The sequence below is a fragment of the Pseudoalteromonas sp. S1612 genome (assembly GCF_005887175.1).
Lineage (GTDB): Bacteria > Pseudomonadota > Gammaproteobacteria > Enterobacterales > Alteromonadaceae > Pseudoalteromonas > Pseudoalteromonas undina.
Window position 1 is genome coordinate 1 of sequence record NZ_PNDH01000056.1, and the last position, 22,245, is coordinate 22,245.

At 41.8% G+C, this 22,245-nt stretch carries 13 protein-coding genes; 7 read left to right on the top strand and 6 right to left on the bottom strand.

Annotated features, from left to right (window positions below; all coding sequences use genetic code 11):
- Positions 1–195 precede the first annotated feature (195 nt).
- On the top strand, positions 196–3,645 hold the full coding sequence (locus CWB78_RS16590; RefSeq protein WP_138596577.1) for a PAS domain-containing hybrid sensor histidine kinase/response regulator: 3,450 nt from the start codon (positions 196–198) through the stop codon (positions 3,643–3,645).
- Positions 3,646–3,659: 14 nt separating this feature from the next.
- Here the strand turns inward: CWB78_RS16590 and CWB78_RS16595 are convergent, their stop codons facing one another.
- Positions 3,660–4,322: a response regulator transcription factor gene (locus tag CWB78_RS16595; protein ID WP_138596579.1), complete on the bottom strand. Its 663-nt coding sequence runs from the start codon at positions 4,320–4,322 to the stop codon at positions 3,660–3,662.
- 366 nt (positions 4,323–4,688) lie between these two features.
- Positions 4,689–6,977, bottom strand: coding sequence for a TonB-dependent receptor (locus tag CWB78_RS16600; protein ID WP_138596581.1), 2,289 nt, complete (start codon positions 6,975–6,977; stop codon positions 4,689–4,691).
- A gap of 256 nt (positions 6,978–7,233) precedes the next feature.
- Here CWB78_RS16600 and CWB78_RS16605 point away from each other — a divergent pair, with 256 nt between their 5' ends.
- The 6 genes from CWB78_RS16605 to fusA all read left to right on the top strand — a co-directional run bounded on the left by CWB78_RS16605 (position 7,234) and on the right by fusA (position 14,223).
- Entirely contained in the window at positions 7,234–8,535 is a 1,302-nt protein-coding gene (locus CWB78_RS16605; protein WP_028834699.1) for a GntP family permease, read from the top strand.
- A gap of 9 nt (positions 8,536–8,544) precedes the next feature.
- Positions 8,545–9,726, top strand: a complete 1,182-nt coding sequence (locus CWB78_RS16610) for an E22 family MetX-like putative esterase (protein ID WP_138596583.1) — start codon at positions 8,545–8,547, stop codon at positions 9,724–9,726.
- Between the two features lie 4 nt (positions 9,727–9,730).
- Positions 9,731–10,492 (top strand): 3-hydroxybutyrate dehydrogenase, encoded by a 762-nt coding sequence (locus CWB78_RS16615; protein ID WP_010392252.1) that lies wholly within the window; start codon positions 9,731–9,733, stop codon positions 10,490–10,492.
- 8 nt (positions 10,493–10,500) lie between these two features.
- Positions 10,501–11,208 (top strand): CoA transferase subunit A, encoded by a 708-nt coding sequence (locus CWB78_RS16620; protein WP_054202693.1) that lies wholly within the window; start codon positions 10,501–10,503, stop codon positions 11,206–11,208.
- Positions 11,209–11,221: 13 nt separating this feature from the next.
- Entirely contained in the window at positions 11,222–11,881 is a 660-nt protein-coding gene (locus CWB78_RS16625; protein ID WP_055012315.1) for a CoA transferase subunit B, read from the top strand.
- Between the two features lie 257 nt (positions 11,882–12,138).
- Positions 12,139–14,223: an elongation factor G gene (gene fusA / locus CWB78_RS16630; protein ID WP_054202747.1), complete on the top strand. Its 2,085-nt coding sequence runs from the start codon at positions 12,139–12,141 to the stop codon at positions 14,221–14,223.
- Between the two features lie 190 nt (positions 14,224–14,413).
- On the opposite strand, the gene mdoH is transcribed toward fusA, so the two are convergent.
- The 4 genes from mdoH to hemB all read right to left on the bottom strand — a co-directional run bounded on the left by mdoH (position 14,414) and on the right by hemB (position 22,238).
- Positions 14,414–16,378 (bottom strand): glucans biosynthesis glucosyltransferase MdoH, encoded by a 1,965-nt coding sequence (gene mdoH, locus CWB78_RS16635; protein ID WP_138596585.1) that lies wholly within the window; start codon positions 16,376–16,378, stop codon positions 14,414–14,416.
- Positions 16,350–17,972, bottom strand: a complete 1,623-nt coding sequence (locus CWB78_RS16640; RefSeq protein ID WP_138596587.1) for a glucan biosynthesis protein G — start codon at positions 17,970–17,972, stop codon at positions 16,350–16,352. The genes mdoH and CWB78_RS16640 overlap by 29 nt, the downstream gene beginning before the upstream one ends.
- Positions 17,973–18,303: 331 nt before the next feature.
- Positions 18,304–20,967, bottom strand: a complete 2,664-nt coding sequence (locus tag CWB78_RS16645; protein ID WP_138596589.1) for an ExeM/NucH family extracellular endonuclease — start codon at positions 20,965–20,967, stop codon at positions 18,304–18,306.
- A 263-nt stretch (positions 20,968–21,230) separates the two neighbouring features.
- On the bottom strand, positions 21,231–22,238 hold the full coding sequence (gene hemB / locus CWB78_RS16650) for a porphobilinogen synthase (RefSeq protein ID WP_138596591.1): 1,008 nt from the start codon (positions 22,236–22,238) through the stop codon (positions 21,231–21,233).
- Between the last annotated feature and the right edge of the window lie 7 nt (positions 22,239–22,245).

Below are 22,245 nucleotides of genomic sequence, written 5' to 3' on the forward strand. Positions count from 1 at the left end.
GTCACAAAAAGCAATGTACTTCCTTCTTGTTGAGATTGATTATCAGTTAGATCTAAATAACTGTCAATACCCAAATGCAAATAATTCTTATTTTAATTTTTTGTTCATTTATAGCACTAAAGTAAGGGCTGATTTTTGCTGCATTTCTCCTTATGCTAAGTTAAGTATTATAAAAATAATAACAAGAACAAAAATATGTTTTCTATTTGGTTTATTAGCCTTATTGCCGTGGTGTACCTAGGAGTATTATTTGCAGTTGCGGGGTGGGCAGATAGGCGAAAGGTGCTGCCATTTAAAGGCATGATTTATGGTCTGTCATTAGGTGTATATTGTACCTCATGGGCTTTTTATGGCACAACTGCGCAAGCCGCAAGTAATGGTTGGTGGTTAGCACCAACTTATGCCGGCACTATTATATTATTTATTTTTGGCTGGCAATTGTATTGCCGTATTGCACATATTTGTCGACAACAAAAACTCACGTCATTGGCTGATTTTATTGCTACGCGATATGGGCAGTCGTCAAGTCTGTCAGGGCTGATCTCACTTATTTCAGTAATAGCGATTGTGCCGTATATTTCTCTTCAGCTAAGTGCAACTGCGCAGAGCATCAACTTAGTCACCGACCGAGCCCCTACTCAAAGTAACCAAGTGTGGGCTGATAGTACGTTTTATATCACTTTATTACTGGCTTTATTTGCGATTTTATTTGGTGCCCGAAGGCTTAAACCTAGCGAGCATAACCCTGGACTAATCGCCAGTATTGCCTTTGAATCAATAGTAAAGTTACTGGCTTTCATTGGGGTGGGTTTATATGTCTGTTTTGTTTTATTTGATAGCCCAGTTGCGCTCTACGAGCAAGCACTAGCGCTAAATATACCTAATCAAGTTGCGGCAACTCAAAGCCCTGTTTATGTATATGTTGCGCATACTTTTTTAGGGATACTGGCAACGTTATGTTTACCACGCCAGTTTCATATGAGCTTTATTGAAAATAACAATAATAATGAACTGGCTACCGCTCGGTGGTTATTTCCGCTTTATTTATTGGCCATTAATTTATTTATATTACCCATTGCTTATGCGGGGCTGGTTTACTTTAACGGCAATAGTGTAGGTCAAGATACCTTTGTATTAGCGTTGCCAATGGCGGCAGACAATAGCGGGGTAACCTTACTTGCCTTTTTAGGTGGCTTTTCGGCGGCTACCAGTATGGTAATCGTCTCGTCAATTGTGTTGTCGGTGATGATCACTAACGATTTTATCAATCAGTTTATCTTACGTCGTTCACAGTTAACTTCAAGTAGCCGAGGGCTAGATAAAAATCACTTGCTGCATGCGCGTAAAATAGTGATTGTGCTGATATTGTTACTTAGTTATTTCACTCATAGAGTGCTTGCAGAAACTACCACGCTAGCCAGTGTTGGGCTAATGTCGTTTACCTTGGTGGCACAATTTGCTCCTGCGATGATCATTGGTTTGTGGTGGCGACACGCATCGTGTCGTGGTGCACAGTTTGGGATTTTAAGCGGCTTTGTTATTTGGGGGTACACTCTATTACTACCGAACTTGGCTAGTGGCTTAGGCAGCCAAAGCAGTTGGTTAGTTGAAGGGCCGTGGAATATTAAGTGGTTGGCTCCAACTGATTTATTTTCATTGGGTTTAGAAAGTATAAGCCAATCATTACTATTGTCGTTAGGGGTTAATACACTAGTGTATTTGCTTGTACCACTATTTAGCCGTGCAACGCTTGCTGAGCGTCTGCAAAGCAATAAGTTTATTTCACAATTAAACGACTCGCGATTAAACACTGCATTACAGCCACTCAATTATGAAGACCTAGGTGCATTATTACAGCGTTTTGCTGAAAAAGACGCGAGCCACTCTTTAGTGCAGCAGTATTTCCCACATGAAAAAAGCCAATGGAAGCGGATTGCTAATGTTGAGCTTGAGTTATTAGTTGAGCGTGAAATGTCAGCGGTTATTGGTGGCGCATCAGCACGGCTAATTTTAGATGTAGCGAAAAATGAGCAGCGTCAGCCTTTAGAACAAGTCGCCGAGTTTGTAGATGAAGCTAGCCAAGTACTTAAATTTAATCGTGATTTGCTGCAATCTACCATTGAAAATATTCAGCAAGGCATTAGCGTAGTTGATAGGGAACTTCGTTTGGTAGCCTGGAATCAAGGTTATAAGCAGATGTTTAATTATCCTGAAAGTGCTTTGTATATAGGCCGACCTGTTGCCGATATTATTCGCTTTAACGCTGAGCGAGGCTTATTTCGTGGTGAGGATATTAATACTGAAGTTGATAAGCGTTTAGCGTATTTAAAGCAAGGTAGTGCTTATAAATATCAGCGTGCTCACAACGATGGGCGAGTATTTGAAATGCAAGGTAACCCTTTACCTGGCGGTGGATTTGTAACGACCTATACCGACATAAGTGAATTTGTAAAACAACAAAAAGCGCTAACACAAGCTAATTTAAGTCTTGAAGAACAAGTGGCTACGCGAACTGCGGCATTAACACAGGCTAACCAAGCGCTTTCTAAAGCTAAGCAAGTAGCAGAGCAAGCAACAGTAAGTAAAACGCGTTTTTTTGCCGCAGCGAGTCACGATTTATTGCAGCCATTTAATGCAGCAAGTTTGTTTTGCTCGCTGATGAACGAAAAAGCTCAAGATACTGAGCTTAAAGAGCTAGCCATGAATATTAAAAATTCATTAGGCAGTGCGGAAGAGTTACTTACAAGTATTTTGGAATTAACTAAGCTCGATTCGGGCTCGTTTAAAGTACAGCTAACGGAATTTAATGTGAGTAGTTTAATAGAGCCATTGCGTAATGATTATTTAGCTCTTGCTCAAGAAAAAGGCCTCAGCTTTGTTGTTGAGTCGTGTGAAGCGCGAATTTACACAGATAAAGCATTACTTAAGCGTGTACTAAGAAACTTACTAAGTAATGCGATTCGCTACACTGAGCACGGTGAAGTACGCTTAAGAGTCTTACTTGATGAACGCCATGTGTCGTTTGTGATTGAAGACACAGGCATAGGTATTGCCACTAGTGATCAGCAGAGTATTTATCAGGAATTTAAACAATTGGGTGAAAAACCCAATGCTGAAGGACTTGGTTTAGGGTTGTCGATCACCAAACGAATTTGTGACTTACTCGGGATCCCGTTAGTAATGGGGTCGCAACTTAATCAAGGCACCCAATTTACTTTAACCATGCCATGCAAACCTAGTTTAAAAACACCAGCCACTGCGCATGTACCTGCCAATTCAGAAACTGAATTGGGTCGTTTATGTATTTGGCTTGTGGATAACGATCGTAATGTACTTGAAGCGCTGAAACAATTGCTTGAAAACTGGGGGTGTGAAATTGCCACCGCCACTAACTTAATTGAACTTGAGCAACTCAAAGCAGAAAATACACTACCACAGCTACTTATTGTTGATTATCAGTTGGATGACGGTGTAACGGGTCTTGAGGTGATTGAACAAGCAGGATTAATGACGCTGCCTGCCATTGTTAATACTGCAAACCACGATGAGCAAATACGTGAGCGCGTACTCGATGCCGGTTATCCTTTATTGTACAAACCAGTTAAAGCACCGGCATTAAAAAGAATGATAAAACGACTTACTTAGAGACGTACACTATATTAGCTCGCCTCTAACTTACCAACTTGAGATAGCTGATTAAACAAAATGCCTGCTTGGGTACGGTTATACACATTCAGCTTTCGCAAAATGGCCGATACATGTTGTTTTATGGTGGTTTCTTGAATCGACATTTCAAAGGCAATTTGTTTGTTCAAAAGCCCGTCGGCTATCATCGCGAGTACACGGTATTGCTGTGGAGTGAGTTTTTCTAGGTTGCGGGCAAAATTGCTTTGTTCGTCATTAACAACCACATCAGTTAAGTCAATATCTGTTGGCAACCAAGAGTCTCCATTGAGTACATGTTCAATGGCTTCACTGATCACATCAAGGGATGATGACTTTGGAATATAGCCTGCAGCACCTAAGCTCATGGCTTGTTTTATGATAGTGGGGGTTTCGTTAGCCGATACCATAATAACTAATATATCAGGGTATTGATTTCTTAGTTGTGAGAGCGCTTGTAAACCATTGGCGCCAGGAATTGTTAAATCTAAAAATATCAGCTCTATCTCGGGGTGTGATTTTAATAAGCTAAACAACCCGTCGATATCGCTGGTTTCTTTTATATATTGTTCTGGTACGGAAGTCGCTGCTGCTTGACGTAGCGCACTTCTGAATAAAGGATGGTCATCAGCAATTATGGTATTCACAGCACAAGCCATTTCAAATAGTCTCCAATGCATTAAGTTATATGTGATTTTGCGATGTGAAACAAGGTTTGTCTGTGGGGATAAACAGGCAAACCCTAGGGTCTGTTCACCTTTCAAGATTGAATTTGCAGCAGTCTGTTTGATATTTAGGCAAGGTAGAGCCTATGTCATGTGGTTATTCCACATAAATAGGCAATAACGCAGCATCAATGCCAAACAGGCGCTGCCCTTCGGGTTCTTCCGAGGGGCGATTTACTCTTTGTTGCTCGGTTTTTACTTAGCCCACTAGGCTACAAACCTCGCGCCGCGATTAAAATAGCCCCTAGTTTGAACAAATTTCAATTCGCAAAGGTCAACAGGCCCTAGTGATATTAAATTTTAAAAACGATAGCCCACAGTGAGTGATATTGTGCGAGGGTCGCCGTAGTAACCAATCAAGGTATTATCGCCACCAAGACCCGGCGTGTATTTGCTAGTATCAGTTGGATCTGACGGATCAGGAGCCACGAACTGATAACCACCAATCATGTATTCTTCATCGGTTAGGTTTTTACCATAAATACCCGCAGTCCAATGGCCATCTGCGCTGTACCAAGTAACACCAATATTTAATAATCCGTAGGCCTCTTGTGTTAAGAGACTATCTTCTTCGAACAGTGCGTAATCACCACGGTGATAGTAATTACCATTTATAACGAAGTCGCCCATTTCTGTGTATAAACGATAGGTAGCACCTAAGTTGAAAGTTAGATCTGGGGTGTTTGAAACACTAAAACGGTCTGATTTATCAAATGTTTCACCGGTATCAGGGTTGGTATCAATTACATTTTCAAAACTACTGTCGATGTAACCTATTGACGCGTCGAAAGTTAGTGCATCGTTTGCAACATAGCTAAGTTCTAATTCAACGCCATCAGACTTAGACTCGCCAATATTACCTAAGCGCTGGTTTAAATCGGCGGCGCTGTCACCGGGTAATACCGATATGTACTGACGGTCTTTATGATCAAGTGTGAATACAGTTAAATTTGCGCGTAAATTATCATTCCATTCGCTTTTCATGCCTAACTCAATAGAGTCAACCACTTCGGGCCTTGCTGCAGGTTCTGCTGTTGTAGCTCGTGGATTAAATGTCCCTGACTTAAACCCTTGCGAGTAACTAGCAAAAAACATGATGTCGTTATTATATTGATATTCAACACCCGCACGAGGCGTAAAGCGTGACCAATCTTCGCTGTCATCTAGTACCGTAGGCACGAGTTGTCCTTCTGGGCGAACATAACCCGGGATCCAACCTGATTCAGGGTAAACAATGTCAAAAATAAGACCATTATTTACAACCGCTTTTTTGCTGTCTTTGGTATAGCGTGCACCAAGTGTCATTGACCATTTGTCATCAAAGTCATAACTACCTTGAATATAGGCTGCTTTGCTGGTGGAGTTGCTGCAACCGCTTACTTCACGCGTAAGCCCAGGGGCACCTAAACTTTGACCAAGCACACCTAATATTGCTTCAAACTGGCCACATGATTCGCCATCATAATAATAAAGCCCTGAGACCATTTTATAGTTATCGCCACTGTGATTTAGCTGCAACTCATGCGTGGTTTGTTCATCGTCATAAATGGCTGGAACATCAAAAATAGGTAAAGAGGTATTATCAAAGTCGATGTTAGTTGGTGAATAGCTCTCTCTTGTTGCTGCAACGTATTTAATACTCGTGTTTGCACTCACATCCCAACGAGCAGTTAAGCTCATACCTTCAAGCTCTACTTTGTTCCATGTAGGTAAACTAGTATAAGAGTCATACACGCTATCGGGTACAGGCGCATTCGTTAACAAGCTTGGAAGTAAGCGATACCCGCCTTTCGCGTTGGAGTCATCATCAGTTTTATCCCACGCAAAACGAAAGAATAAGTCATTGGTAGGGGTGTACTCTAACGTAACCCGTGCTGCGGTAACATCTTTGTTATAGTTTTCGCGGTCTTGATTATCAAGCGCTGACGTTAAAAATTCACCATAGCCATCACGGTTCAATGTGGCAAAACCAAAACCAACATAGAGTTTTTCGTCAATAAGCGGGAGCTGCCCAGTGACTTTTAAATCTTTTTGGCTGTAGCTGCCTACGGTGCCTTGAATATTTAGCGTTGCATCTCCGCTCATTTCTTTGGTGACATACTTTACTGCACCACCAATAGTGTTTTTGCCATATAGCGTACCTTGTGGGCCACGTAACACCTCAATTTGTTGTACATCAAGTAAGTCGAGCACGGCACCTTGCGGGCGGGCGATGTATACATCATCAATGTAAATACCTACGCCAGGTTCATAGCCCCAAAGCGGGTCTTGCTGACCTACACCGCGAATAAACGCAGTGATGGTAGAGTTAGTGCCTCGGCTTGATTGTAGCGTAGTGTTTGGTGAAAACTGCTGTACTTCAGTCATTACGCTGATGCCGTTTTCTGCTAATTCTTGTGCGCCAATTGAGGTTACGGCAACCGGAACTTCTTGTAAGTTTTCAACGGTTTTGCGAGCGGTTACTTCTATTCGCTCTAACTCTGCTTTTTTTACTTTAGGCGCTTGTTCAGCTGCCACACTTGTTGCACTTAATAAGGCGAGTGAAACAGCGAGTGTAACGGGTGTGATATTTTGTTTGAGCTTTATCATGGTGTGTTCCTGTTGTTATTAGTTGATTATTTGTTTGCTCATGTCACCTGCACTTAATGTAGAAGATAGTGTTAAAAAATGAATTAGTACCATAGTGCTATAAAAGCTTAACACCTTGACTTATATGATTTTTGTGTAAGTTTTATAACGTATAGTACCTTAGTGCTATGTCTTTATTTGCGTTGAGCGATAAAACTAACAACAGTTACTGCGATGTCACCTCATCTGGGTAATAACAATAATTATAGGAATGTCTATGCTGAGCATGATAGGGCTGTTAGGCGGTTTAATACTGCTAATAATTTTAACTTTGCGCGGGGTCAATTTATTTATTGCCGCGCCAATATGTGCATTGTTGGTGGCACTAACAAGCGGGATGGCTATATTCCCGGTGACTGCCGACAGTAATTTTATTAACGCGTACATGGATGGCTTTGCTGGATTTTTAAGCGCATGGTTTTTTATGTTTTTACTGGGCTCGTTGTTCGGTAAGTTTATGGAAGATACTGGTGCAGCAGATAGTGTAGCCAGTTACATTGTTGGCAAGTTAGGTATGAAGCATGCGGTGCTGGCGGTGGTGATTGCTTGTGCCGTGCTGACTTATGGCGGAGTCAGTGTATTTATTGTGGCGTTTTCGGTTTACCCGATGGCGCTCAGTTTATTTAAAGATGCCGATTTGCCGCGGCGCTTTATACCCGCAACATTAGCGTTTGGCTCAGTGACATTCACTATGACCTCTGCGGGCTCGCCTGAAATTCAAAATTGGATACCCGTAAAGCATTTAGGTACCTCACCCTATGCGGCATGGGAAGTAAGCTTAGTAGTGGCCATTTTTATGGCAACAGTCGGTTACTTTTGGCTAAATAAAATGATTAAAAAGGCGGTTGCCAAAGGTGAGCGTTTTGATGCTAGAGAAGACGACCCAATTATTTTAGAGCGTGAACGCCCTCATCCAATCACCGGCGTAATTCCTTTGCTGGTGGTGCTACTCTTATCATTTATGTTGCATGATGTTTTACAACAAACCGCACTAATTGTGGCGTTGCTTGGTGGTGTTTTAAGTATTGTGGTCATCAATTACAAGTATTTTCATAACATGGCAAATGCCATCAATATGGGTACCACTGGCGCCTTAGTTGCTATAGGTAACACTGCTGCTGTAGTAGGGTTTGGCGCAGTGGCTAAAGTATCACCGGCGTTTATTGCTGCTGTTGATGCTATGACTCATATGCCAGGTAATGAGTTAGTGGGGGCTGCTGTTGCCGTGAGCGTAATAGCCGGATTAACGGGTTCAGCATCCGGCGGGCAAGCGATTGCACTACCGCTTGTGGCTCCTGGATATTTGGATATGGGGGTTAATCCAGAGCAATTACACAGAGTGGTTGCTATTAGTTCTGGTGCATTAGACAGCCTGCCACATAATGGTTACGTGGTCACAACTATACGTGCCATTTGTAAAGAAACACATCAACGCGCTTATTGGCCATTAGCCGCATTGACGGTGGTTATCCCATTGGTTGGGGTGGCTCTTGCGCTGAGCTTATTCATCACTTTTTAAGGAATTGCAATGAGAATAATATTAATAATAGGGTTGCTGTTTTTATTTAGTAGTACGGTGTCTGGCGCTGATAAAGCAGAGCCGTTACTAGTAGAAAAACAACATTTCACCACTAAAAACTTCACAACGGTTTCAGGTACAACGTTGCCACAGGTTGATATTGGTTGGGAAAGTTATGGTGAGCTTAACAAAGCTAAAGATAATGTAATCTTGATCACTCATTATTTTTCAGGAACCTCTCATGCAGCAGGTAAATATTCAGCCGACGACGCCGCAGCAGGATACTGGGATGCGTTAATTGGCCCAGGAAAAGCCATAGATACTAACAAGTATTTTGTGATCAGCTCTGACACCTTAGTCAATGCCAACTGGCATGATGAAAATGTCATCACCACAGGCCCAGCGTCAACTAATCCCAAAACAGGTAAACCATATGGTTTAGATTTTCCTGTGGTTACGATTACTGACTTTGTGAATGTGCAAAAGCGTTTACTCGAAAGTCTAGGTATCACTAAGTTACATGCCGTGATGGGCGCATCAATGGGGTCGTTTCAAGCTCTTGAGTGGGCAACGCGTTACCCAGATAAAGTAGAGCGATTAATTCATGTGATTGGCGCTGCAAAAATGGATGCATGGACAGTCGCTGCCCTTGAAAAGTGGGCATTGCCAATTCGGTTAGATAAAAACTGGCAGCAAGGTAATTACTACGACAAGGAACGCCCATTAGATGGACTTGCCGCCACCATGCTTAATATTACCCAAGATGCGATGCACCCGATTATTTATAACGCTAGCTTCCCTGACTTTAACGTACTTGATGAAGGCGCGTTAAAAGACATTCGTACCTTGCCAAAATTAAGCCAAACACTGGCGCAAAGAGCCATGGCAAGAGCAAAAGCCCAAGATGCAAATCACGTATTGTATTTGGTACGGGCATCACAACTGTTTACTGCCGGTATGGAGCAAGACTTAAGTACAGCACTTAAAAAGGTCAGCGCTAAAACATTGTTATTACCTGCCACCAATGACCTACTTCTACGCCCTGAAAATATGCGAACCGTGTATGAGTCAATGAAGTCGCTGGGGAAAGACGTTCAGCTTTCTGAAATTGAAGGCGGTTGGGGACATTTGGATGGCATTTTTTCAATCTTGCCTAAAGCGCAGCTTATCAGTGAGTTTTTAGAGGAATAGCAGTATGAGTCAAAACGTTTTAATCACCGGTGCAGCTAGTGGAATAGGGTTTTATATTGCTGAGCAGTTAGCTCTTGCTGGGCATACTATTATTGTTACCGATCTTAATGAGCAACAGGCTCAACAAGCAGCGCAAAAAATAGTTAATCAGGGTGGTAACGCTCATGGTTACGCACTTAACGTTGCTGATAGCCAAGCGATTGAGGACTTTTTTAACACCTTTACGCAACCTATCGATGTATTAATTAATAATGCAGGAATACAGCATGTGGCAAAACTTGAAGACTTTCCTGCAGATAAGTGGCTGCTTTTACAGCAAGTGATGTTGGTTGGCCCCGCAATGATGAGTAAAGCAGTTTTGCCACGTATGCGGGCGCAAAACTTTGGTCGAATCATAAATATTGGTTCTATTCATGCGATGGTCGCCTCTAAATATAAGTCGGCTTATATTGCAGCAAAGCATGGCTTAATTGGCTTCACGAAAACCATGGCGCTTGAAACAGGGGATGCCAATATTACTATAAATACCGTTTGCCCCGCTTATGTGAAAACGCCTTTGGTAGAGCAGCAAATTGCCGCACAAGCAAAAGAACATGGTATTTCTGAGCAACAAGTGATCGACACGATTATGCTAGCACCCATGCCGAAAAAAGCATTTATCGGCTTAGACGAGATCCTGCATACCGTTAGTTTTTTAATGGCCGATGCAGCTCGTAACATTACCGCCCAAGCGATCGCCATTGATGGCGGTTGGACTGCACAATAGGAGGGGTTATGGCAGGTTTTGATAAAGTAGTTACAAGTTACAGCGAAGCGATGGCTGGCCTTGAAGATGGTATGACAGTTATCGCTGGTGGCTTTGGTTTATGTGGTATTCCTGAGGGATTAATTGCACAGATTAAGCGCCAAGGCACTCGAGACTTAACCTTAGTGTCGAATAACTGTGGTGTTGATGGTTTTGGTTTAGGTGTGCTACTCGAAGACAAGCAAATTAGTAAAATGATTGCCTCGTATGTGGGCGAAAATGCGTTATTTGAGCAGCAGTTATTGAGTGGTGAGTTAGATGTTGAACTAACGCCACAAGGGACGCTAGCCGAAAAAATGCGTGCCGGTGGTGCGGGCATTCCTGCCTTTTATACCGCAACCGGTGTGGGCACTCCGGTCGCCGAAGGCAAAGAAACACGCACTATTAACGGCCGTGATTACTTACTTGAGCCGAGTATTACCGGTGATTTTGCTATTGTAAAAGCCTGGAAAGCGGATCGCTATGGAAATTGCATTTACCGCCATACAGCGATGAACTTTAATCCTATGGCAGCCACTGCTGGTAAAATTACCGTGCTCGAAGTTGAAGAAATTGTAGAGCCTGGCGAGCTTGAGCCAAGCCAAATTCATACACCCGGTATTTATATTGACCGTGTTATTAAAGGTGAATTTGAAAAACGGATTGAAAAAATCACAACGCAACCGGCCGAGCAATAAGGAGTACATAGTTATGGCATTAACACGAGAGCAAATAGCAAAACGCGTGGCGATGGAACTCGAAGATGGCTACTACGTCAATTTAGGCATTGGTATACCAACACTTGTCGCGAATTATGTGCCTGAAGGCATTGAGGTGATGTTGCAATCGGAAAATGGCCTTTTAGGAATGGGGCCATATCCACACGCTGACTCAGTGGATGCGGATATGATCAACGCGGGGAAGGAAACAGTAACCGCAGCAACTGGTGCCGCTATTTTTAATTCTGCAGAAAGCTTTGCCATGATCCGCGGTGGACATGTTGATTTAACTGTTTTGGGGGCTTTTGAAGTTGACCAAAATGGCAACATTGCTAGTTGGATGATTCCTAACAAGCTGGTTAAAGGTATGGGCGGAGCGATGGATTTAGTGGCTGGGGCAAAAAATATTATTTGCACCATGACCCATGCAAACAAACATGGTGAGTCAAAACTATTAAGTGAATGTAGCCTGCCACTAACCGGTGTTGCCTGTATTAATAAAGTAATTACGGATCTCGCTTTATTAGAAATTAAAGACGGCGCTTTTCACTTGTTAGAATGCGCTCCAGGAGTAAGTGTTGATGAAATTAAAGCCAAAACGGCGGGTAATTTAGTTATTAACGACAAAGTCAAAACCATGACTTTTGAGTAATTTTACTAATGATGGGTATGGAGCAAAATAATTTTATATGCTTCATGCCATCACTGCATTGCACTTACTAAGCACTTAATTCATTTAAATTCAGTTTATAACGGGCCCCTATCAAGCCCATCTCATATCCCAAAATATCTTTAAAGCAAGTTTTTTATAAATTGATTGCATTTTAAGCGACTTCAATGGTGATGTTCGCTTTAAGTAATGCTATACTCCCGCCGAATAATTTATCGACTTTATTAAGAGTAAAATTAATGGCAGATTTATCGAAGTACAGAAACATTGGTATTTTCGCGCACGTTGATGCGGGTAAAACCACAACTACTGAGCGTATCCTAAAGCTTACAGGTACAATCCACAAAAGCGGTGAGACACATGATGGTGAGTCTACTACCGATTTCATGGAGCAAGAAGCTGAGCGCGGTATTACTATCCAGTCTGCGGCAGTAAGCTGTTTCTGGAAAGATCACCGTTTTAACGTTATCGATACTCCTGGACACGTTGACTTCACAGTTGAAGTTTACCGTTCACTTAAAGTATTAGATGGCGGTGTGGGTGTATTCTGTGGTTCTGGTGGTGTTGAGCCACAATCAGAAACTAACTGGCGCTACGCGAACGAATCAGGTGTTGCACGTATTATTTTCGTAAATAAATTAGACCGTATGGGTGCTGATTTTTACCGTGTAACTGAGCAAGTACAAAAAGTACTTGGTGCTGTTCCATTAGTTATGACTTTACCAATTGGTATTGAAGACGAATTCGTAGGTGTTGTAGACGTTTTAAACAAACAAGCATATGTTTGGGATGAGACAGGTCTTCCTGAGAACTACTCAATTGTTGACGTTCCTGCAGACATGGTAGAAAAAACTGATGAATACCATGAGTTCCTAGTTGAAACTGCTGTAGAGCAAGACGATGACCTAATGGAAGCGTACATGGAAGGTGAAATGCCTTCAGTTGAAGATATCAAGCGTTGTATCCGTAAAGGTACTCGTGACCTTGCGTTCTTCCCTACATACTGTGGTTCTGCATTCAAAAACAAAGGTATGCAATTAATCCTTGATGCTGTTGTTGATTACTTACCAGCTCCTACAGAAGTTGATCCTCAACCTCTTATGGATGAAGAAGGTAACGAAAACGGCGAGCACGCAATTGTATCTGCAGACGAACCTTTCAAAGCGTTAGCATTCAAAATCATGGATGACCGTTTTGGTGCGTTAACATTCGTACGTATTTACTCTGGTAAGCTTAACAAGGGTGACACTATCCTTAATGCATTTACTGGTAAAACTGAGCGTGTTGGCCGTATGGTTGAGATGCAAGCTGATGATCGTAAAGAACTGACTGCAGCACAAGCGGGCGATATCATCGCTATCGTTGGTATGAAGAACGTGCAAACTGGTCACACTCTTTGTGATCCTAAGCACCCAGTAACACTTGAGCCAATGGTATTCCCAACTCCAGTAATCTCGATTGCTGTACAGCCTAAAGATAAAGGCGGTAATGAGAAAATGGGTGTTGCTATCGGTAAAATGGTTGCAGAAGATCCATCTTTCCAAGTTGAGACTGATGAAGATTCAGGCGAAACTATCCTTAAAGGTATGGGTGAGCTTCACTTAGATATCAAAGTAGATATCCTTAAGCGTACTTACGGCGTAGACCTTATCGTTGGTCAGCCTCAAGTTGCTTACCGTGAAACTATCACTCGTGAAATCGAAGATAGCTACACGCATAAGAAACAATCTGGTGGTTCTGGTCAGTTCGGTAAAATTGATTACCGCATCAAGCCTGGCGAAGTGGGTTCTGGCTTTACATTCTCTTCATCAGTTGTTGGTGGTAACGTACCAAAAGAATTCTGGCCTGCAGTTGAGAAAGGCTTCAAGTCAATGATGGGTGAAGGTGTTTTAGCTGGCTTCCCAGTACTTGACGTTGAAGTTGAACTTTTCGACGGTGGCTTCCACGCCGTGGATTCATCTGCAATTGCTTTCGAAATCGCTGCTAAAGGCGCTTTCCGTCAGTCTATCCCTAAAGCGGGTGCACAACTTCTTGAGCCAATCATGAAAGTTGACGTGTTCACACCAGAAGATCACGTAGGTGATGTAATTGGTGACCTTAACCGTCGTCGTGGTATGTTAAGCAATCAAGAAGCTGGTTTAACTGGCGTTCGTATTAAAGCTGACGTACCGTTATCAGAAATGTTCGGTTACATCGGTTCACTACGTACAATGACATCTGGTCGTGGTCAGTTCTCTATGGAGTTCTCACACTACGCGCCATGTCCACAAAACGTAGCTGATACTGTAATCGCTGCAGAAAAAGAGAAAAACGCTGCTAAGTAATTAGCACTCTAACTCTTTAAAAAAACCCGCACTTGCTGCGGGTTTTTTATTGTTTAACTTTTATAAAGCATGATTGATTTAAAGATAATGAAGCCCGTCGTATTAAATGAACATGGCTTAAAAAATAAGTGCAAACGCAGCTAAAAAAAAAGAGCAATACAAGGTTGCTCCTTTTTTATTTGTAGTGGCATTAACTTAGCTTATTAGCAGTTTTTGTGATGAGTGCTTTAAACTTCTTTCGATGTGATTCACTACTAAAGTTCTGAATAGGCATTGTCACTTTATGCTCTAATGGTAACAGCGGTGCTGCTGTTGAATAGCGCCCTACAGGTGGAACGGCTATCTCTTTGAGGTGTACTTTAAGAGTCGCTAATGTTGCATCGTCATCTACTTCACTCGGGCAGAGAAAAATGCCCCACTGCCTTAACTTAATGCCTAGCTTGATACTACTTGAGTAACGCACAATAGGAGCAGCGAGGATGAGCCCTAATAAAATAGGAGATAACCACCAAAAAAAGACCGGCGTAAAGTAATAAGCAACGCTACCCCATACAATGGCAACAAGCGAAGAAAACAATGTATAACCAAACGCTTCTTTCCATGGCACCATTCTACCTTCACGCGGTTGAGCATCCCATTTTACTTTTTTGCCTAAAAATACACAGACTACAAAGTACGCATGAAATACCATCATCAATGGTGCCACAATAATAGCAAAAATGGTTTCAATGATAGATCCTAAAATGAGCTTTAATGCACCACCAAAGCGCTGTTTACGGTGCACTAAAGTAACAATGACGCCCATAAGTTTAGGTAATAATAAAATAATAATTGTTAGGTAAAGTAATGAGTCAATGAGATCTGTTTTGGCTATTTGCCAAGTCGGAAATAACTGATAGGCACGATTAAAGTAGACATCACTATTTAAAGCACGTGTTACCGCATCTATGGTACTTAATGCCAGCATAGACAACCAAATAAGAGATGAAATATACGCTGTTGCACCTAGTAAAAAGTGCAGTTTGCTCATTAGCTTTAGCTTTGCTGATGAAAGTAAACCTAGGTGCTGAATATTACCCTGAACCCAACGTCTGTCTCGTACAGCATAATCTAAGATATTACTGGGAACCTCTTCATAACTGCCTTCAATATCGGCAAGTAATAATACGTCCCAATTTTCGCTATGTAATAGAGAAGCTTCCACAAAATCATGGCTTAAAATTTCTCCACCAAAGGGGGCTTTACCTTTGAGTGTTGGCAAGCCACAGCAATCAATAAACGCACTAACACGAATGATGGCATTATGCCCCCAGTAATTGGCTTTATCGGTTTGCCAAAAAGCAGAGCCAGTAGCTAACATTGGGCTATAAAGAATCGAAGCAAACTGTAAAAAGCGTCCAAAAAAAGTATCTTGGCGCACAGGAATAGGAATAGTTTGAATCAATCCCGCTTGTGGGTTATTCAGCATGCTAGTAGTGAGTTCTAGCATGCATTGACCCGTCATCACACTATCAGCATCCAATACAATCATATGCTCGTATTGGCTACCCCAACGTTCACAAAAATCGGTTAAGTTACCTACTTTACGATGTTTATTATCTTCACGACGACGGTAAAAAATTTGTTTTGCTGTATCGCCAAGACGTTCACATAAAGCATGCCATGCGCTTAATTCATTACTGGCAATAGTTGCGTCTTGTGTATCGCTCAGTAAATAAAAATCAAAGTGTTTTAATTGCCCAGTGGCTTTTAACGATTGCAAGCTCACTTCAAAGCCAGCAATAACTCTATGGGTATCTTCATTATAAATAGGCATAACTACAGCCGTTTTTTGCTGTGATAGTGCTTCATTGTTAATGGAGACCGGTTTTATTCTTCTAAGCGTGAGCGGATCTATACGAAATAGCTGCAGTATAAAACCAATGCAGCCACTACAAAACGCGGTGACTATCCAAGCAAAGGTAATAGAAAACAAAGCAAGCAGTGCATATTCAAGCAAGGTCATGCCATTTGAGTTTAAAATTTCAAACATAATTGAAATGCCATAGCCTGAGAGGCCAATAGCAGCTATAGCAAATAACCATACGCGAAGTGTTTTAAAAGGCATTGGTGTGCCAGTACTTTGTTTACTTGATGTCATTTGGATACCAAACATAGCTCCATACCTCGCTCACTGCTTTGTTACGTAGTTTTAGCGATAAACGCATATCTACAGGATTACTGTCTTTTGGGGCGACTTTGAAGGCAACTCGCCAGCCTAATGATTTTGGTAGCTTTTGCACTGTAATATCACGCGCTTCACCTGTGGTAAGTTGCAAGTCTGCGCTAAGTACTAATTTTTCAGATAATTGATTGATATCAGGGCCAGTAAAGTCAACAGTAAACTGACGATGGCTCTTTGGAGGTGGGTTATCTTCACCAGGCAATGCTGCACTGCCAATGCGTGTTCTAGCCACTTTAGCCAAATTATTTTGGCTTAGATAATCATTAAAGGTCGATATTTTGTAGCTAAACTTTAATGCTTCTCCTGCTTTGAACGGCTTTTCAGGAACCCAATAACTTACAATATTATCGTTAGTTTCAGTATCTGTTGGAATCTCAACAAGCTCAACACGGCCATTCCCCCATTCACTTTGTGGTTCTATCCAAAAGCTAGGGCGGTCATGATAATGCGCTTCTATATCAAAGTAGTTATTAAAGTCACGGTCACGCTGTGCAAGGCCAAAGCCTTTAGGATTTTCATATGAAAAAGAGGTTACGCTAAGTTGGGATGGATTATTAAGTGGACGCCATACCCAGTTACCTTCTTGTGATTGCGTGAGCAAACCGTCTGAGTCGTGTACTTCAGGGCGATAATCATCAAAAAACTTGGTACTATTTTCACCGTGATAAAACATACTCGTTAATGGTGCTATACCAAGCTTTTTAACATCTTTACGGGCAAAAATTTGCATGTCGACGCTAACACTTGTCTGCGTGTTAGGGTCTATCTCAAACTTGTAAGCTCCCGCTACTGATGGACTATCAAGTAAAGCAAAAATAGTAATATTAGTTTGCTCGGGTGTTGGTTTAACTAACCAGAATTCTTTGAATGAAGGAAACTCTTCACCAGATGTTTGTGCGGTATCAATCGCCAGTCCTCGTGCAGATAAACCATAAACTTGGTTAGGCCCAACTAAGCGAAAATAAGAAGCGCCCTGAAATACCATAACCTCATCTTTATAGTCATCGTTATTTAATGGGTAATGTAATCTAAAACCAGCATGCCCTAACTGCGTACCTTCAATACTTTTTGCTATTTCATCTTTTAGGTGTGCTGCTGTTCCATCATATTGATAAAACTCTGTGCTAAACGGAAGGCGGCTAAGCTTTGCATTTTGATCAACGATATTGATTTTTACTGGCGTTTTATATAAAAAACCGGGGTGAAATAATTGCAGCTCATAAAGCCCTTCATCTTTCCATACCGATTGGCCTTGCTTAAAGCGGATTGAGCGGTAGTCTTGATAATCAATACTATTAAGCGCATCTAACTGTATTTCTTTCGGTGCAATGTAATCTTGTTCAGCAAGCTTTTTAGCCCGCGCACTTAGCACATCAAATAAACTGCTCTGCGGTATTGCGGCTTCAAGTGAAGTTGCAGCAATGGCGCTGTTAGTTCCCCACAGTGAAAAAACCATCAACATCCCAAACAAAGGCTTTTTAAAAACCCTTTGATAAGTAGATATAAGGTGAATGCGCGCTTTCATTTTGAATCCTTTATAAAAAAATATGTTTACTGCTAAGATTGACGTTTATCTCAGTTGCTCTAGGTATGGATTAGAAGGACAAGTTGTTTATCACTTTCAATCAAGCCGCTATAACGCATTTTGACTTTTCGAAAAACAAACAGTGTTAGAGTTACCTTGAGTTAGATATGTACTAAGTCAATGCTTGCATAGATAATAAGCAGTGCTTGCTGAAGCCTGTCTGAATTACATTTGTATATAAAATAAAAAAAGCCGCGAATGCGGCTTTTGAGTTACTTCAAGTAGATACTGGCAACAACTTTAAGTCATGAACCGGTTATTGAAGTCGAAGTTAATCAGCATATTTGGTTGCTTTATAAGTGAGTTTTACATTGCCAAATGGTAAAAAGCCATTTACGCGGACTTTCCATTTACCCGATTTAGGATTGGTAAATGTACAGTTTTCTGCGTTTCCTCTACTAATTGATGCGCAGTCACTTCTAAACAAAGTCGGGCTTCTTTTGTGTCTAACAAATAAGTTTGCATCGCCCCATCCACCGTCTAGGCTAATAGTTAGCTCGTCATAACCTTCAGGAATATCAATGCGGTAGTTTTTCCACCAAAACCAGCCGCGAATATTATCAATTTCACCGGTGATCACCTCTGGTTCTGGCTCAGGTGGCGCGATAATGGTTGAACGAATATCGACAATAACAGGGTCATGATCTGATGCTCTGTAAGGTCCTTGAGCATACAAGCTTGATTGCTGTGCGTCAGATTTAAATTCAACATTATAATCAAGTGAAATAGGCTCATCGGCGTTAATATGCCAATCACTGGCGCTCACTACTTTACTTAATAAGCTCGGGCTTGCTAGGGCGTGATCTAAACTTCCTGCACGACCAGAAAAGCTGTAAGAATAACCTAAGGTGTTGCCATCTAACTCAGCAACCACATTTTTAAGGCCCTTATCAGCAAATGCACGGATAGGATCTTCCATTGCATACGCGTTCATGTCGCCAACAAGAATGATATCTTCATCATCAACTCCTGTTGGTTTGCTATTTAGCCAATCAGCAAATGCATTTGCGCCAGCAGTTCGGATTTCATTCCAACATGCTTGACCGTCACCTTGATCTGCATTGCCACCAGTGGCACTTCTACAACCACCTTTAGATTTTAGGTGTGCTACGGCAACAGTAAAGACTTCCTCTGTATCTAAAGATTTAAAGCTTTGTGCAATTGGTGCACGGTTGCTGTAATCGAAAGGCGCATCGGTAGTGATTGCTGCAGTACCCACTTGCTGTACTTTATCAGCACGATAAATAAGCGCAGTCGTGATAGCGTCGGTGCCGATTTTATCAACACCAAAATCCACGAATGTATACTGATTTTGACTATCAGCGTCATTAAGTGCATTTACTAAGCTTGCAACAGCACTGAATTCACCAAAGCCGTCATTTTCAATTTCCATTAAGCCAATCACATCCGCTTGCAAAGCACTAATAGCGCTGACTAGCTTGACTTGTTGGCGAATTAACTCGGCTTCTGAATCAGCACCACGGCTAGTTGGAAAACCACCGCCTTGGCCATCGCCATTAAAGTAGTTAAGTACGTTAAAGCTGGCAACACGTAAATCAGCGTCAGGGTTTAACTCTGGCGCATCGGTGCGTGGATTGGTTGCTATAAACTGAGGTGTTGTTGTTGGGTGAATACGGTAAGTACTAAAGCTGTAAGCTAGCGCACCTGTTACAGAGTTTACTGTATCGCCTGTGCGTAGAGTATTCTCTGCTGATAATCCTGGGACAGGGTAAGCGATAGGATCGCGGTTTTGACGAGTTGAGCCATCATCTAAGAGTATTTTTTTATTTATATTTTGCGCTTCAATCGCATTCGCAGCCGCGCCAGGAAGTGCAACTTGAGTACCTTGGTATAAGCGTTCAGTAGCAAGCTCTAGTTCACCATAGCGACCTAAACCATAATTGTTGGTAACAATAAGTGGCTGCTCTAAGGTCACTAACATACCCTCAAACGCTTCTAATTCACTTTGCTCAGTAACGGGTAAAGTAATTTTAGTCGGATAAGCTGAAAGGCCGGTGTCACATATAGCAACTTGGCTAACATTGCCAATTTGGGTGGCATCAAAATATTCTTCAACAGTACCTCGTACACGAACGTGGTCACCAACATTAACATCAGTATTAGTAAAGTAAACAAATACCCCTTCAGAGGTAAGTGGGTTTGTATCTTCATCATAACTCAGTGAGTTAACAAAAAAGCCTTTGAGCTGATCATCAGCTTGGAAATCAGCTGTTACTACACCTTCAAACTCAACCACAGTGTTAACCAATGGACTGCTTGCGCCTTCACCTTGAATGCTGCTAATTAATGTTTTATCAGCGCCACATAATAAAGGCTCTTCAGGTTCTGGGTCTGGATCAGGGTTAGGTGAAGAATTCCCTGCAAAGATACCTAAATCACTAAAGTCATCTTGATCAAATTGCAGCCATAGCTCACTTGGATTAAAAGCGCCATCGGCGTCAGTGCGTCCGTTTAGCTCGGTTTCTTTACGGCGCAATGTTTTATTTTGTGTTTTCACGCCCCCTTCTGACCAAAATGAACCCGGGTCTACACCGCGCTGGCCAAAGCTATCAATAACAACAGAGCCTTGAGTCAATATCAGCGCATCATCTCCATTAAAGTTAGTCACGGCGCTGAGTTGGTCAGCTTTTTCTTTTAGTTCTGCTGATGCATTCCCATTAACAATGACGTAAGTGCTGTTTGCAGCAAGTTCACCAGTTAAATCGAATGTATTATTTGCATCTGTATTGCCATTTGAATAGAGGCTTAGCGTGTAGCCATCTAATGACAGAGGGGTAGTCGAATTATTAAATAGTTCTACTGCTTTATTATAGCTACTGCCTTCTACGTACTCAGATATAACGAGGTTAGCGGTAGCGGGTGCACTGAGGCTTGCTAATACAAGCGCCAATGGCGTTATTTTTGTTTTCAACATTATTATTTTTCCCGTGTTTTTGTTTCCCCAAATGGGACGCTTAGTGTAATGAAAAATAATTACAAATAGAATACAGAATGTTAACAATGTCGAGATTTGCTTATTTTTTGAGGTTGAAAATACGTTGTGTTTTTAGTTTTGGGTAAGGAAGGGCCTATGTAGTGTGGTTACTTCCCAGAAATGAGAGTAACGCAGCATAAAAAAAGGGCTGCCTTTAAATATACAAAAGGGCAATAAAGCCCTTTTATATCAATATGTCGTTATTATTTATTTAAATAGCGAGCAGCTTGCTTAGCAAAGTAAGTCAGGATGCCGTCTGCGCCAGCGCGTTTGAATGCTAATAAAGATTCCATAATAGTAGCTTCTTCGCTCAGCCAGCCATTATCAATAGCGGCTTTATGCATCGCGTATTCACCACTTACCTGATAAGCAAATGTTGGTACACCAAACTCATCTTTAACGCGGCGTACAATATCAAGGTATGGCATACCAGGTTTAACCATTACCATGTCGGCGCCTTCCTGAAGGTCAAGCGCGACTTCGCGAATTGCTTCATCTGAGTTAGCAGGATCCATTTGGTAGGTTTTTTTATCAGCGCCTTTTAAGTTCCCAGCAGATCCTATGGCATCTCTAAATGGGCCATAGTAGCTAGATGCGTATTTAGCTGAATAAGCCATAATACGAGTGTGAATAAAACCATCCGCTTCGAGCGCTTCGCGGATTGCGCCAATACGGCCATCCATCATATCTGATGGAGCAACAACATCGGCACCTGCAGCTGCATGTGATAATGCTTGTTTAACTAATATTTCAGTAGTTACATCGTTTATTACATAGCCTTCGTCATCAATAATGCCGTCTTGCCCGTGAGTAGTAAATGGATCGAGCGCCCCGTCAGTGATCACCCCAAGTTCAGGGAGGGCTTCTTTTAAAGCACGAACAGTGCGTTGTACTAAGCCATCATCGTTATATGCTTCTTCGGCATATAATGATTTTTTATCTGCAGGCGTAACAGGGAAGATAGCCACCGCAGGCACACCTAAATCAACTAATTCTTTAGCTTCTTCGATCAGTAGATCAATTGATAAGCGTTCAATACCGGGCATCGATTCAATGCTTTCACGACGGTTTTTGCCTTCAAGCACAAAAACAGGGTAAATAAGATCATTAACACTCAGCTGATTTTCAGCCATAAGGCGACGAGAGAAATCATTACGGCGCATTCTACGCATGCGAGTATATGGGAAAAGGTCTAGTCCAGATTGGGCCATAAGTATA

Excerpts from the sequence above, each read along its gene's own strand:
- CWB78_RS16640 (WP_138596587.1), bottom strand. The coding sequence starts at position 17,972 with ATGAAAGCGCGCATTCACCTTATATCTACTTATCAAAGGGTTTTTAAA.
- CWB78_RS16645 (WP_138596589.1), bottom strand. The coding sequence starts at position 20,967 with ATGTTGAAAACAAAAATAACGCCATTGGCGCTTGTATTAGCAAGCCTC.
- CWB78_RS16605 (WP_028834699.1), top strand. The coding sequence starts at position 7,234 with ATGCTGAGCATGATAGGGCTGTTAGGCGGTTTAATACTGCTAATAATT.
- hemB (WP_138596591.1), bottom strand. The coding sequence starts at position 22,238 with ATGGCCCAATCTGGACTAGACCTTTTCCCATATACTCGCATGCGTAGA.
- CWB78_RS16625 (WP_055012315.1), top strand. The coding sequence starts at position 11,222 with ATGGCATTAACACGAGAGCAAATAGCAAAACGCGTGGCGATGGAACTC.
- CWB78_RS16600 (WP_138596581.1), bottom strand. The coding sequence starts at position 6,977 with ATGATAAAGCTCAAACAAAATATCACACCCGTTACACTCGCTGTTTCA.
- CWB78_RS16620 (WP_054202693.1), top strand. The coding sequence starts at position 10,501 with ATGGCAGGTTTTGATAAAGTAGTTACAAGTTACAGCGAAGCGATGGCT.
- CWB78_RS16595 (WP_138596579.1), bottom strand. The coding sequence starts at position 4,322 with ATGGCTTGTGCTGTGAATACCATAATTGCTGATGACCATCCTTTATTC.
- fusA (WP_054202747.1), top strand. The coding sequence starts at position 12,139 with ATGGCAGATTTATCGAAGTACAGAAACATTGGTATTTTCGCGCACGTT.
- mdoH (WP_138596585.1), bottom strand. The coding sequence starts at position 16,378 with ATGTTTGGTATCCAAATGACATCAAGTAAACAAAGTACTGGCACACCA.
- CWB78_RS16615 (WP_010392252.1), top strand. The coding sequence starts at position 9,731 with ATGAGTCAAAACGTTTTAATCACCGGTGCAGCTAGTGGAATAGGGTTT.
- CWB78_RS16610 (WP_138596583.1), top strand. The coding sequence starts at position 8,545 with ATGAGAATAATATTAATAATAGGGTTGCTGTTTTTATTTAGTAGTACG.
- CWB78_RS16590 (WP_138596577.1), top strand. The coding sequence starts at position 196 with ATGTTTTCTATTTGGTTTATTAGCCTTATTGCCGTGGTGTACCTAGGA.